The organism is Moritella sp. F3, assembly GCF_015082335.1.
Classification (GTDB): Bacteria; Pseudomonadota; Gammaproteobacteria; order Enterobacterales; family Moritellaceae; genus Moritella.
The window spans coordinates 64,356-77,616 of the sequence record NZ_BLRL01000011.1; the positions used below are offsets into that span (position 1 = coordinate 64,356).

13 protein-coding genes are annotated in these 13,261 nt (G+C 42.1%); 2 read left to right on the forward strand and 11 right to left on the reverse strand.

What is annotated here, in order from left to right; genetic code table 11:
* Positions 1-12: 12 nt before the first annotated feature.
* The 3 genes from JFU56_RS16730 to JFU56_RS16740 all read right to left on the reverse strand — a co-directional run bounded on the left by JFU56_RS16730 (position 13) and on the right by JFU56_RS16740 (position 4,102).
* Positions 13-1,659 (reverse strand): bifunctional diguanylate cyclase/phosphodiesterase, encoded by a 1,647-nt coding sequence (locus JFU56_RS16730; protein ID WP_242065995.1) that lies wholly within the window; start codon positions 1,657-1,659, stop codon positions 13-15.
* A 222-nt stretch (positions 1,660-1,881) separates the two neighbouring features.
* Complete coding sequence (locus JFU56_RS16735; protein ID WP_198438409.1) at positions 1,882-3,690, reverse strand: long-chain fatty acid--CoA ligase; 1,809 nt, start codon at positions 3,688-3,690, stop codon at positions 1,882-1,884.
* A gap of 262 nt (positions 3,691-3,952) precedes the next feature.
* On the reverse strand, positions 3,953-4,102 hold the full coding sequence (locus JFU56_RS16740; protein ID WP_198438410.1) for a 2-isopropylmalate synthase: 150 nt from the start codon (positions 4,100-4,102) through the stop codon (positions 3,953-3,955).
* Positions 4,103-4,376: 274 nt separating this feature from the next.
* On the opposite strand from JFU56_RS16740, the gene leuA reads away from it, so the two are divergent.
* Entirely contained in the window at positions 4,377-5,942 is a 1,566-nt protein-coding gene (leuA, locus tag JFU56_RS16745; protein WP_198438411.1) for a 2-isopropylmalate synthase, read from the forward strand.
* A gap of 20 nt (positions 5,943-5,962) precedes the next feature.
* The gene (leuB, locus tag JFU56_RS16750; RefSeq protein WP_198438412.1) at positions 5,963-7,060 is read left to right on the forward strand and encodes a 3-isopropylmalate dehydrogenase; all 1,098 of its coding nucleotides are present in this window, start codon (positions 5,963-5,965) and stop codon (positions 7,058-7,060) included.
* A 199-nt stretch (positions 7,061-7,259) separates the two neighbouring features.
* On the opposite strand, the gene JFU56_RS16755 is transcribed toward leuB, so the two are convergent.
* From JFU56_RS16755 to JFU56_RS16790, 8 genes are all read right to left on the reverse strand, one after another.
* Positions 7,260-7,550, reverse strand: coding sequence for a PilZ domain-containing protein (locus JFU56_RS16755; RefSeq protein WP_198438413.1), 291 nt, complete (start codon positions 7,548-7,550; stop codon positions 7,260-7,262).
* A 218-nt stretch (positions 7,551-7,768) separates the two neighbouring features.
* Positions 7,769-8,389: an urease accessory protein UreG gene (gene ureG / locus JFU56_RS16760; protein ID WP_198438414.1), complete on the reverse strand. Its 621-nt coding sequence runs from the start codon at positions 8,387-8,389 to the stop codon at positions 7,769-7,771.
* A 9-nt stretch (positions 8,390-8,398) separates the two neighbouring features.
* Entirely contained in the window at positions 8,399-9,076 is a 678-nt protein-coding gene (locus tag JFU56_RS16765; RefSeq protein ID WP_198438415.1) for an urease accessory protein UreF, read from the reverse strand.
* 28 nt (positions 9,077-9,104) lie between these two features.
* A complete protein-coding gene (gene ureE / locus JFU56_RS16770) occupies positions 9,105-9,599 on the reverse strand; it encodes an urease accessory protein UreE (protein WP_198438416.1) in 495 nt (164 codons plus the stop codon).
* A gap of 22 nt (positions 9,600-9,621) precedes the next feature.
* Positions 9,622-10,491: an urease accessory protein UreD gene (locus JFU56_RS16775; RefSeq protein ID WP_198438417.1), complete on the reverse strand. Its 870-nt coding sequence runs from the start codon at positions 10,489-10,491 to the stop codon at positions 9,622-9,624.
* Positions 10,492-10,495: 4 nt separating this feature from the next.
* Entirely contained in the window at positions 10,496-11,113 is a 618-nt protein-coding gene (locus JFU56_RS16780; protein ID WP_198438418.1) for a HupE/UreJ family protein, read from the reverse strand.
* Positions 11,114-11,197: 84 nt separating this feature from the next.
* The gene (gene ureC, locus JFU56_RS16785) at positions 11,198-12,901 is read right to left on the reverse strand and encodes an urease subunit alpha (protein ID WP_198438419.1); all 1,704 of its coding nucleotides are present in this window, start codon (positions 12,899-12,901) and stop codon (positions 11,198-11,200) included.
* Positions 12,902-13,255, reverse strand: a complete 354-nt coding sequence (locus JFU56_RS16790) for an urease subunit beta (protein ID WP_242066000.1) — start codon at positions 13,253-13,255, stop codon at positions 12,902-12,904.
* Positions 13,256-13,261 lie beyond the last annotated feature (6 nt).

The following is a 13,261-nucleotide window of genomic DNA, read 5'->3' on the forward strand; positions in this document are numbered from 1 at the left end:
AACCAAACATATTTATGCTGATGGTCGCTCGATACTCTCCATTTTCGGATTTTCCTTACGACTTGCTAGCCACATATTTAGCGTCGGTAACGACATCGGCTTTGCATACCAGTAACCTTGTACTTTATAACATCCCAGCTTTAACAAAAACTCAGCTTGCTCTCGCTGTTCAATACCCTCGCCAAGTAATTCGAGTTTCAATGCATCCCCCATCGCACAGATACCTTTGACAATATTCTGACTGCGTTCAGAGTCAACGACGCCTTCAATAAAACTACGATCAAGCTTGATCCCATAGAATTGAAATTTGTGCAGATAACTGAAAGATGAATAACCAGTGCCAAAATCATCAATCCATAACTTAATACCTAAATTATTTAACTCGCGTAAAACCAGTAAGTTATCATTGTCGGCATTCATCAAGGTAGTTTCTGTAATTTCAAAGTGGATTTGAGCAGGTACTAACGAATAATGCGCTAAGATGGCACGTACGTTCTGTACAAAGCCGTGATCGGCAAGTTGCAGTGGCGCGATATTGATCGCAATGAAATACTCCGGGTTATTGAGCTGTAATAACGATAAGTCGCTACACACTTGTTTTATTATCCATTGCCCCATAGGAACAATAAGACCAGTCTGCTCTGCGACGGGAATAAAATCATCAGGTGGGACTAAACCACGTACTGGGTGATTCCAACGAATGAGCGCTTCAAAACCTAATTCTTTTCCTGTTGATGTATCAATCACGGGTTGATAATAAATTTCGAATTCACCATTGATAATCGCCTGATTAAGCTCTTGTTCAAGGTGAACTCGGTATTCCAGTTCTAGCATGTATTCGGGTTTAAAAAAAGCGACACCATGTTTGCCAGACTCTTTCACTTTATACATTGCCATATCAGCTTTTTTCAATAACGAATCGCTGCATGTGCCATGCTCAGGGCTAATACTAACGCCAATACTGACACCAACAGAGATACTTTCACCGGACAACTCTATTTTACGGCGGACATTTTTAAGCAGTTCATTCAAGATAGGAACGATATCGTCCGCATCTGATATTCCCATAATTAAAATAGCAAATTCATCCCCGCCAATACGAAAAACATCCGTGTCATACCGGCTCGGTTGTTGAGAATATTCTAAGGACTGTTTAATGCGCTGAGCGATGATGGCAATAACTTGATCTCCCACATTATGACCTAAGGTATCATTAACATTTTTAAGATCGTCCAGATCCAAAATACACAATGCTGTTTTACCCTTTCCTTTAGTCATTTTGCTATCAAGTATTTCTAAAAATTTAAATCGATTAGCGAGCCCAGTACCATTATCTAAATATACCGATAGGTCCAGCTCCACAAGTCGTGCTTGTAAACGCGATAGTTCTAAATTAGTTTTGAGAATATCTCGCCTATACTGACTGGCTTTATAAATGCAAATCATACCGAAAATGCTGATAATCGTAGTCGCGATAACAGAGCTTGGCGTTAAGATGAAAGCATGGCGTAATTCCAATAGAAACAACCAGATAGAATCACTAGAAAAAGCCAGAAAATAGACCGCAGAAAACAACATTAATGAACCTGCAGCAATCATTAATATCAGCATTATTTTACGCCATTGACGTGACGAACGAGTATGATTGAGTTTGTCCATAATTAGCACCATCCATTGTGACCAATCTGCCTATCCCTATTTATGTAATATTAGTGTAGATAAATGACAATGGCTTGAATATTTTACGGTGCTTAGGAATAAATAGAAGAAAGTACGAGGGTAATAAAAAACACTCAGTCATAAATGTGAGCCAGACATAATAATCCCGCTGTCAGTCACATAAATACTGCGCAACGGGATTGAAAACATTAAATAAACATTTTAATGTTTTATGTTTTTTCCTTTTTTAACAGTGCTATACATACTTTCGATCAAGCTGCTATAGCGCTGTTGAATAACCTTACGCTTTAGCTTAAGCGTGGGTGTTAGTTCACCTTTCTCATTAGTAAACGGTGATGCCATTAACTTAAATTTCTTCACTTGCTCAAATTTAGCTAACTCTTTTTGCATCTCTTTAACACGCTCGTCCAGTAACTCGACAATCTTAGTGTGTTTAAGTAATTCAACGTATGATTCATACTTTAAATTAAGACTTTTAGCGTGTTCTTCAATCGCTTCTTGCGCAGGTACAATCAAAGCAGATGCATATTTTCTCGCATCCGCAAATACCGCGACCTGTTCAATGAAACGATCACGACCTAACGTGCCTTCGATTAACTGCGGAGCAATATATTTACCACACTCCGTTTTCATTAAGTCTTTCAAGCGATCTGTAATATACAGGTAGCCATTTTCATCAATCGCCCCCGCATCACCCGTTTTCAGCCATTCACCATCGAATGTTTTTGCCGTTTCTTCAGGTTTATTAAAATAACCGCGCATCACAGTTGGGCTTTTAATTAAGATCTCGTTTTCAGCACCCAGCTTAACTTCAATGCCCGGTAATACCGAACCGATAGAGCCGAGTTTAAAGTCTTTTGAATAGCAGCTCACTGTCGCTACTGTTTCTGTCATGCCGTAACCATATTTTAAATGGATACCAATTGCTTGGAAGAATAAGTTAACTTCGTCATCAAGCTTGGCACCAGAACACGGGAAAAAACGTACTTTGCCACCAAACACCGCGCGTAATTTAGTAAATACCAATTTATCGGCAATCATATGCTGTAGCTTTAATAATGGTGAAACAGACGTACCCGCTTGCTGTGCAGCAAAGCGTTTTTTACCCACAGCGATAGACCAATGAAATAGTTTTTTGCGTGATTCAGGGGCATTTTCAACTTTGTTCATCATCGTAGTATGGATTTTTTCATACAAACGAGGCACAGCACACATGACTGTAGGCTGAGTATCTGTCAATGCTTTTTGAATACGAGCAGGATCTTTAAGGTAGGTATTTTCAGCACCCCAAAACAAGGCGTTAAATGTCCAAATACGCTCAAACACATGGCTTAATGGTAAGAACGCTAACGACACATCCGTTTCTTCTAAACGTGTTTCAGGTTCATTTAATGCTAAAGCCGCTTGAATATTCGCGTAATCTAGCATCACACCTTTAGGCTCTCCAGTGGTACCTGAAGTATAAATCAAGGTAACGAGATCATCTGCTTTAGCGTGTTCGATACGATGTGTTAGCGCCAGCGATGATGAACCACCAGGGATGAAATCTAATAAATCGGCATAAGCAACAACACGTGGATCATCAGGTAATTTCACTGTCGAAGATAATACAATTAATGATTGCAGCGTTTCACACTTATCTAGTAAAGGTAAGGCGAGTTTCAATTCTGCTTTATCACCAATAAACATGCAGGTCATCTTGGCATCATTAATGATGTATTCAGCTTGCGATGATGTGCTGCTTGGATAAAGTGGTACAGATACGGCGCGACATTGCTGTAGGGCGAGATCGGCAATCGTCCATTCAGGTAAGTTATTTGCCCAAATCCCCACTGTCTCTTGAACTTTTAGTCCGCGGTTAAGTAAGTTATTAGCGAGACCTTCAATACGCTCGCCCATCTGTGTCCAGCTGATGCAATCCCAGCCAGTTTTTGTTTTACTTTTTAGGGCCGTTTTGTCTTGATACTTTTCGATCCTATCAAGGATCTGATTTACGAAATGCTGGCTCATGTTTATTTCTCATGTTAATTCGGGCGCAAACTCAATTCGGCTTACAGATGTAAGCCAAGGAGGGTATCCTGTAAAATTTCATTTGTAAAATAAATGAAGATTTTATAACCTATTTCACACTCAAAAAGCCAATAATAGTGTCATTTACATTGATAACTGCAGCTTATCGCTACAATTAATAACATATTTAGTCGTTATGGTAGTGAAATACATAACGAATTGCGTGTTATGTACATAGTCAAATTACTCACCCAATAACGTACTAATGGCTAGCCAAATGCAACCAGTGATCTAATGGCTCATCACGGGTATTTTCAACCAAGGAAATATCAATTCCCATCTCGGTTAATTCTTTTAATGTTAAATCGTCAGCAAGCTCAACCATCTCACCACTTTCATTTTTAAATAACATACTTCACCTCTCTATAAAAAGTCTATTTTAAGTGTGGCATAGATCAACAAAAGGTCTAATTTTACATTGCAATAAAAGGAGGCTAACAATTATCCCTGCGACAGGAAACAAATAACCCAGCCCATTTAAACTCACGATATCAATAATCACCACTTGCAGAGGTATAAATTAATTGACAAAAAACAACCAAGCCTGTAATGATTAAGGCATAAAATTAATTTATACATATAGACGGCTAAAACGCGTCTATATAACGGCAATTGAAGGATTCATAATGTCAGACCAGGTTATTATTTTTGATACGACCTTAAGGGATGGAGAGCAAGCATTATCTGCGAGCTTAACCGTAAAAGAAAAATTACAAATCGCCTTTGCGCTGGAGCGTTTAGGTGTTGATGTAATGGAAGTTGGTTTTCCAATTTCATCACCTGGTGATTTCGAATCAGTGCAGACCATCGCACGCAACATTAAAAACAGTCGTGTTTGCGCACTTTCTCGCGCACTAGAAAAAGACATTGATGCAGCAGGCGAAGCGCTTTCCGTTGCGAAAGACTTCCGTATTCATACCTTTATTTCAACATCAGACATTCACGTCCAAAGTAAATTAAAACGTAGCTTTGATGATGTATTAGAAATGGGGCGTCACGCAATTAAACATGCGCGCAAATATACTGACGATGTTGAGTTTTCTTGTGAAGATGCAGGCCGAACGCCTATCGATAATCTTTGTCGTATGGTTGAAGAAGCAATTAAAGCAGGCGCGACAACAATTAATATCCCTGATACCGTTGGTTATACAGTGCCATCGCAATTCGGCGGTATCATTACAGACCTGTTCAATCGAGTGCCCAATATCGATCAAGCAGTGATCTCAGTACATTGTCATGATGACCTTGGCTTATCCGTGGCAAACTCGATTGCAGCAGTGCAACAAGGCGCACGCCAAATCGAATGTACTATCAATGGTATTGGCGAGCGTGCAGGTAACTGTTCATTAGAAGAAATAGCCATGATCTTGCATACACGCCACGATCTATTAGGTAAAACCACGAATATCAATCCACAAGAAATCTACCGTACTAGCCAACTGGTTAGCCAGTTATGCAACATGCCAGTACAGAGCAATAAAGCCATTGTCGGTGGTAATGCATTTTCACATTCATCAGGTATCCACCAAGATGGTATGTTGAAAGCGAAAAATACCTACGAAATCATGACTCCTGAAAGCATAGGTTTAACACAAAATAAATTAAACCTAACATCACGCTCAGGTCGTCACGTGATCAAACATCGCATGGCTGAACTCGGTTATAGCGACACTGATTATAGCCTGGATGAGTTATATGAAAGCTTCTTGCAATTGGCAGACAAGAAAGGTCAAGTTTTTGATTACGACTTAGAGGCTCTAGTCTTCTTTAACAATTTGCATGAAGATGAAGAACACTTTAAATTAGATTACCTCAGTGTTCAGTCTGGTTCAGGTGTCACAGCAACTGCTACAATTTGCCTCACATCAAAATTAGTAACCAGCGATGAAACAAAATCAACGACTGAAGCGGCAATTGGTAATGGTCCTGTTGATGCCGTATACAAATGTTTAAGCCGTATTTCTGGCTTTGATATCGATATTGCCGATTACCACATCACCGCAAAAGGTGAAGGTAAAGACGCATTGGGTCAAGTTGATATCGTTGCAACATACGAAGGTCGTAAATTTCACGGCATCGGTCTAGCAACAGATATCATTGAATCTTCTGCGCTGGCTTATATCCACGTAATGAATAATATCCATCGCGCAAATGCGGTAGAGCAACAAAAACTTAAAAAACAAAATCAATAATATAGAAAAGGCGGCTAAGGATGACTGTAACAAAACATAATATTGCTGTATTACCAGGTGATGGTATCGGTCCAGAAGTAATGGCGGAAGCAATTAAAGTACTTGCTGCTGTACAAAGTAAGTTTAATTTAGAATTAACTTATGACTTTAATGATGTAGGTGGTATTGCAATCGATAACCACGGTACACCATTACCAGCAAGCACACTGACAGCGTGTGAAAATTCAGATGCGATCTTATTCGGCTCTGTTGGCGGTCCAAAATGGGAAGGCCTACCACCACAAGAACAACCAGAACGTGGCGCACTATTACCATTACGCGGTCACTTCAAACTATTTTGTAACCTACGTCCAGCGAAGATCTATGCTGGTCTAGAAAAGTTCTCACCACTGCGTGCAGACATCTCAAATAATGGTTTTGACGTTGTTGTAGTACGTGAGCTAACTGGCGGCATCTATTTTGGCCTACCAAAAGGTAACAAAGGCGAAGGCGCTGAAGAAACAGGTTTTGATACCATGCTTTATAGCCGTGCAGAAGTTGATCGTATCGCACGCATCGCTTTTGAAGCGGCTAAATTACGTGGCAACAAAGTAACGTCTGTTGATAAAGCAAACGTACTAGCAACATCAGTGTTATGGCGTAAAGTGGTACTTGAAGTAGCACAAGATTACCCTGAAATAGAACTTGAGCACATCTATGTAGATAATGCAGCAATGCAGTTAATCAAAGATCCATCGCAATTTGACGTACTACTGTGCGGTAACTTATTCGGCGATATCATCTCTGATGAATGTGCAATGATCACAGGCTCTATGGGCATGTTACCGTCGGCAAGCATGAACGATTCTGACTTTGGTTTATACGAACCAGCAGGTGGTTCAGCACCAGATATTGCTGGTAAAGGCATTGCTAATCCAATTGCACAGATCTTATCTGCAGCAATGATGCTGCGTTATTCACTAAAACAAGAAGACGCTGCACAAGCAATTGAGCAAGCGGTTTCATTTGTACTTGAAGAAGGCTATGCAACTGGCGATCTGCACAGTGACAGCAATACTAAACCAGTACAAAGCACGGCACAGATGGGTGATCTAATTGCCGCTAAAGTTGGCGCTTAATTAATCCTAAATAAGTCATGCGGCTAAACTTATTTAAGTCGCACTTATCTAAGTTGTGTCTATGTAAGTGGTATAAATAAAAAAGGCCGAAAGTGAATTTCACTTTCGGCCTTTTTTGTCTGTTGATTATCGACTTATCATCAAGCAACTTAAGCCTCTAGAATAACCTCAGTCACAACAAGTTAAGTCAACAGCCAGCTTACGTTAAACTGGTAAACTCGACACCGATTTGATAGTGCTCGCCATCATTATCGACACGAGTAACCTTCGCTTCGGCTTGCAGTGGCGGAACTCTGGTATCGCCTGTCGGTAGAAAAATACTCACGTTATCGTTTAATGAAAAGTAACTTTCAGGTACATCGAGTGACATGCCGCTCGCACTTAAATCACGACAGATAGCGGTAATATTACGCTCTTCATCCGTCACCTGCACCGGAGAGTCGATCAACATTCGGTGATAACTACGTCGTTCCAAATTAGCTTTTAGCACATCAATATCCCTCTTATTGCCGTCGTTCTTACATGCTCAGCAAGCCTTTATTCATACCGAGCAAACCTGTAACCATAATGAATAAATACTTCACTATACCGAGTAAATGATTCACATATTTAAATGATGATTTTCTATATTTTAGTATAGTCATCATTTATTCAGCAGGGACGGCCTAAGGTCAATAATGCGATCTAAACGACTCTTTCACCGTCATTTTATTCGCAATCCAACATACCTTTATCAACAATAAAGTCGATAATTTGTTGCAAGCCTATTTGTTTTTTCATATTAGCAAATACATAAGGCTTATCACCACGCATACGTTTAGTGTCTTGCTCCATCACTTCGAGCGATGCACCAACATACGGGGCTAAATCAATTTTATTAATGATGAGTAAATCGGAGCGAGTAATACCAGGGCCGCCTTTACGCGGGATCTTTTCACCTTCCGCAACATCAATGACATAGATCGTTAGATCGGCTAATTCAGGGCTAAAGGTAGCACTTAAATTATCACCGCCACTTTCGACAAATACCACATCAAGCGTTTTGTGTAACTTAGCTAACTCTTCTACCGCCGCTAAATTCATTGATGCATCTTCACGGATCGCAGTATGAGGACAACCGCCCGTTTCAACACCAATAATGCGGTCGGCATCTAATGCGCCTGCACGAGTTAAGATTTTGGCATCTTCTTGAGTGTAAATATCATTGGTAACCACCGCGATATTGTAAGTATCGCGGATCGATTTACACAATACTTCTAATAACGCTGTTTTACCTGATCCTACTGGACCACCAACGCCAATACGTAATGGCTGTTTAAACTCTGTCATTTCAAATCCTTATGAGCGAAATAATCGCGTGTATTGATGTTCATGTCGGCAACTCGCCATCACTTGCGCGGGCGTAAAGCTGCCAATATTTTGATCGTCTGTAGCCAATGCTTGTTGCACCGCTGCGGGAATTAACTCAGCTAACTTCATTAATAATTGCTGACCATCACTTTGCCCTAATGGCACTAATTTAATGCCTACAACGATGGTATTTTCTAACCAGCTCCAAAGGTAACCACCAAGCGCTTTTTCCAATGGGATAGTCCACTGATTAATAGCTAAGGCAAACGCCGCCAACTGCGTGGTTTCAACCATTTTAGCCAGTTCGCTATCATCCAGAGATATACCTAACCTTGGCAATAACCGCACAAAAGCAAGACCACGCTGACGCTCTTCTAGGCGCATCTCTTTGGTTTCTCTGCTCGCGGCTAAATAATCACACCAGGTCTGCGCCTGTTGATAATCATCAACAGCTAAACAAGTTTGCAAACGGATAAGAATGGGCAGTTCAAGACTGGCTAAGCTTTCGGACATTTGTCCTGATAACCAGTTTTCAAGCGTCGCAACATCTGTTACCCAGCCTTTTTCAATCGCCCACTCAAGCCCTTGTGAATAGGTAAACCCACCCACAGGCAGCGATGGACTGATCAACTGATATAGCTTTAATTCAGCTAACATATTATCCATACTGATTGCCTATTCGTTGATATAAGAACTAATGATCATGCGCATGTTCATGTGGGTGCACATATTCTTCTTCACTACCATGCGAATGGCCACCAGTGGTACCACCATAGGCACCAGGTTCAGGTTGGAATGCAGCATCTTCAACAGTGACCTCTAAACCCAAACCAATAAGCATGTCATCTAAGACATGATCATGTTGAAATCGGCACCAGCCAGCTTCAACCTGCAGAGGCACATGACGGTTACCCAAGTGATAACAACCACGAGCGAATAAGGTCGGATCATCACAACGTGCGGTTGAAACACGCTCTTTAGCAGCGATAACTTGCACAATAAAATTATCATCCGTGGCCAACTGCGTGCCATGCTCTAACAACTGACCTCGAGGTAAAAACAACCCCGCATCACGACCATCTTCAAGTTCGACTTTAAGACGACTTTTAGTGCGCTGTAACATGGTTAAACATACATAAGCATCAATATTCTTGGTCGTTTCAGTTAATATTTGCGTTAACTTAATCATTCATATTCCTTTATTATCAAAACTACGTAGACCAGATCCTTGGCGCATCAGGTGTACATCCAAGCCAATATTCTCTTACTGCAGACCAGATTTGCATAAAACTCGCCATCATAGGTTCGGTATGCTGCCCTAACGCCCGAACAACCAATAAACCTTCTAGCTCACTGGTACCGAGCAATACTGCCTCACCGAAACGGCTTTGTTGTTCATCTATGATCTGATTAATCCGCTCAACTAAGGCATCATCAATAGGACTAATATATAAACTGCCCGTCATCGGATAACCACGTAACGCGGCGGCGCACTCTAACTGGGTTTTACTTTGTAATCGTAGGTTTTCAGCCAGCAATAATTTACCGTCACGAAAGATATGTGTTTGACCTAATATCTGCCCATGGGTAAATTCTTCGCCTAATACGGGACGGCCAAAACATTGCATTTCCCAACCGATAAATCGGGCGTTCCCTTCTAATTTAACCTCGGTAATAAGCTTCACTTGGGCGCCGGGGAAAAAGATATTTTCCATTGGTAACCACTCAAGAAATGCGCCATCAACAACCATTAATTCCTGAGATTGCCACGCGGTATCGCCGTTACTCCGATAAAACTTAGTCGCACCAGGTGTCGTTAACAAGGCATGTGATGCAGCAGCGACCTGAATATCAAAGCGCAGTTGATCACCACCAACAACGCCTCCTGGCGGATGTAGCAGATAGGTATGACAAGTTCCGCCTTCTGGATAAAACGTTTTCTGTACCGCCAAAGGACCAACAAAAAGGCGTTCCAATAGACGGGTTTTACCGCCCTTCACACCATATTTAAGCTGGATTTCAGCGCGCCAGCCCTTATCACCGTCAGGGCGAGGAAAGCGAATAGTTGACGGCATATTCATCGAGTTAAGCTCCTAAAAAGGCAACTAATATTCCGCTGAGCCCCAGTGATGGACTTAACCATTTAGCACTTACTTTACGCCCTATCGCTGCACCCAAGGTTAATAAAACGGCGGCGCTGATTAACATGCCAGGTACAAACTGTACTAACTGCGCAGCAGGGGCTTCAACACCGTGCGCCCAACCATGGAACAGCACCATCACCACTGCCGCACTCGATAATAGATTCACCTTTGTCGCAACTTGCTGGCTTTGTTTCCAAACCGCTACCGCAACAATAAATACCGAGGCTAAAATTAAGCTTTCCATCCCCGTAATTAAGCCCGTTAACGCACCAAAACCAGTACCAATTAACATGGTTAATAACGCGCCAAGAATAATACTCACTTGCTGGCCTTTCATTTGCGCCGCTAAAAAGCCGACACCTAATAGCATGATCAAATGATCTAACCCCGTTAATGGATGCAATAAGCCATTGGCAAACGTACTCGTCATGAAAGTTTCAGCGCCGGTATGTGCCAGTGCTGAACCAGAAAACACCGTGGCTGATATTGCAGCTGCTCGCACAGCTAAAGACATGATTTTTTTTGAGGCTAGCGGCTTTGAAGATTGAGATTTAAACATTATTTTTTCCTTAAAATAATTTACAACAATATTGATACTGATAAATATAAAATAGTGGCGCGTTAAAACATAAGTAGCAACGTGCTAAAACATAAAATAACGCTGCGCCATCGGTAAAACAGTGGCAGGCTCACACACTAATAGTTCACCATTGGCGCGCACTTGATAGGTTTGTGAGTCCACTTCAATCGTTGGCTGCCAATCATTTAACACCATGTCAGACTTACTCAATTGACGGCAATCCTTAACGACACCAATCAAACTATTCAGCTGTAATTGTTCTGGGATACCGTCTTTTTTAGCTTGTTGAGAAATGAACAACATTGATGTGTTCTGCGAAGCACGGCCAAAACTACCAAACATAGGACGATAATGAACGGGTTGTGGTGTTGGGATCGAGGCATTCGGATCGCCCATTGGCGCTGACGCAATCATGCCGCCTTTAATAATGAGACTCGGTTTCACACCGAAAAATGCCGGTTTCCACAACACTAAATCCGCCAATTTACCCACAGAAACAGAACCGACTTCATGGCTCACACCATGAGTAATAGCAGGATTAATCGTGTATTTAGCCACATAGCGCTTAATTCGGAAGTTGTCATGGTGCGGCGGATCTTGTGGCAAGCTACCACGCTGTACTTTCATCTTATGAGCAGTTTGCCAAGTACGCGATATCACTTCGCCTACCCGTCCCATTGCTTGTGAGTCCGACGCGATCATAGAAAACGCCCCCAGGTCATGCAGAATATCTTCAGCAGCAATGGTTTCACGACGAATACGCGATTCAGCAAAAGCCACATCTTCGGCGATTGATGGGGATAAGTGATGACAAACCATCAACATATCTAAATGTTCATCAATCGTGTTAACCGTATAAGGTCGCGTAGGATTGGTTGATGACGGTAATACATTAGACTCACCGCAAGCGCGAATAATATCAGGAGCATGACCGCCACCAGCGCCTTCTGTATGGTAAGTATGAATAACGCGATCGCCAATGGCATCTAGCGTCGATTCGACAAAACCTGATTCATTCAAGGTATCGGTGTGGATAGCCACTTGCACATCGGTTTCATCTGCGACGGTTAAACAATTATCAATCGATGCGGGCGTTGTGCCCCAATCTTCATGCAGTTTTAGTCCAATTGCACCAGCAGCAACTTGTTCATGTAACGGAGCTGGAACACTGGCGTTACCCTTACCTAATAAACCAAAATTCATTGGGAAGTTATCGAGAGATTCCAACATGCGGTGAATGTTCCACGGCCCTGGTGTACAAGTTGTGGCATTTGTCCCGGTTGCTGGTCCCGTTCCGCCGCCAATCATAGTGGTAACACCGGAAGTCAGCGCTTCATCAATTTGCTGCGGACAGATAAAATGAATATGCGAATCAACGCCACCAGCAGTAATAATGGAGCCTTCTGCTGCGATGATCTCGGTACCTGGGCCAATAATGATATCAACGCCTGACTGCACGTCTGGATTACCGGCTTTACCGATAGCGATAATTCGGCCATTTTTAACGCCGATATCAGCCTTCACGATGCCCCAATGATCGAGGATAACCGCATTGGTGATCACTAAATCCGGAGTATACCGCGAGGTTAATTGGCTTTGACCTTGGCCATCACGAATAACCTTACCACCACCGAATTTAACTTCATCACCGTAGCGAGTATAGTCTCGCTCCACTTCTAACCACAATTCTGTATCTGCTAAACGTAATCTATCGCCAGTCGTCGGCCCAAACATTTCTGCGTATGCTTGCCTTGAAAGCTTTGCCATTTATTTACCCTCATCCTTGTCCGTCAAATTCTCCTGACTTTCCACACCATCAATGCTGCCCATGACCTTGCCCTGAAAACCATAAATCATGCGGTTACCACCAAAAGCAACTAACTCAACGGTTCGGCTTTGTCCCGGTTCAAACCGAATAGCAGTACCTGCGGCAATGTTAAGTCGAAAACCTAACGTTAGTTCACGCTCAAAAGTCAGGGCATCATTGGCTTCATAAAAATGGTAATGCGAACCAATCTGAATAGGGCGGTCGCCAACATTCGCGACACTCACCGACACCGTTGGCATCCCTGGATTTAAAGTTATGTGACCACTACCAGCTCTCATTTCACCGGGGATCATACCTGA

Bases quoted from the DNA above. Each gene is read 5' to 3' on its own strand.
- JFU56_RS16730 (WP_242065995.1), bottom strand. From the start codon at position 1,659: ATGGACAAACTCAATCATACTCGTTCGTCACGTCAATGGCGTAAAATA.
- JFU56_RS16735 (WP_198438409.1), bottom strand. From the start codon at position 3,690: ATGAGCCAGCATTTCGTAAATCAGATCCTTGATAGGATCGAAAAGTAT.
- JFU56_RS16740 (WP_198438410.1), bottom strand. From the start codon at position 4,102: ATGTTATTTAAAAATGAAAGTGGTGAGATGGTTGAGCTTGCTGACGAT.
- leuA (WP_198438411.1), top strand. From the start codon at position 4,377: ATGTCAGACCAGGTTATTATTTTTGATACGACCTTAAGGGATGGAGAG.
- leuB (WP_198438412.1), top strand. From the start codon at position 5,963: ATGACTGTAACAAAACATAATATTGCTGTATTACCAGGTGATGGTATC.
- ureG (WP_198438414.1), bottom strand. From the start codon at position 8,389: ATGACAGAGTTTAAACAGCCATTACGTATTGGCGTTGGTGGTCCAGTA.
- JFU56_RS16765 (WP_198438415.1), bottom strand. From the start codon at position 9,076: ATGGATAATATGTTAGCTGAATTAAAGCTATATCAGTTGATCAGTCCA.
- ureE (WP_198438416.1), bottom strand. From the start codon at position 9,599: ATGATTAAGTTAACGCAAATATTAACTGAAACGACCAAGAATATTGAT.
- JFU56_RS16775 (WP_198438417.1), bottom strand. From the start codon at position 10,491: ATGAATATGCCGTCAACTATTCGCTTTCCTCGCCCTGACGGTGATAAG.
- JFU56_RS16780 (WP_198438418.1), bottom strand. From the start codon at position 11,113: ATGTTTAAATCTCAATCTTCAAAGCCGCTAGCCTCAAAAAAAATCATG.
- ureC (WP_198438419.1), bottom strand. From the start codon at position 12,901: ATGGCAAAGCTTTCAAGGCAAGCATACGCAGAAATGTTTGGGCCGACG.
- JFU56_RS16790 (WP_242066000.1), bottom strand. From the start codon at position 13,255: ATGATCCCCGGTGAAATGAGAGCTGGTAGTGGTCACATAACTTTAAAT.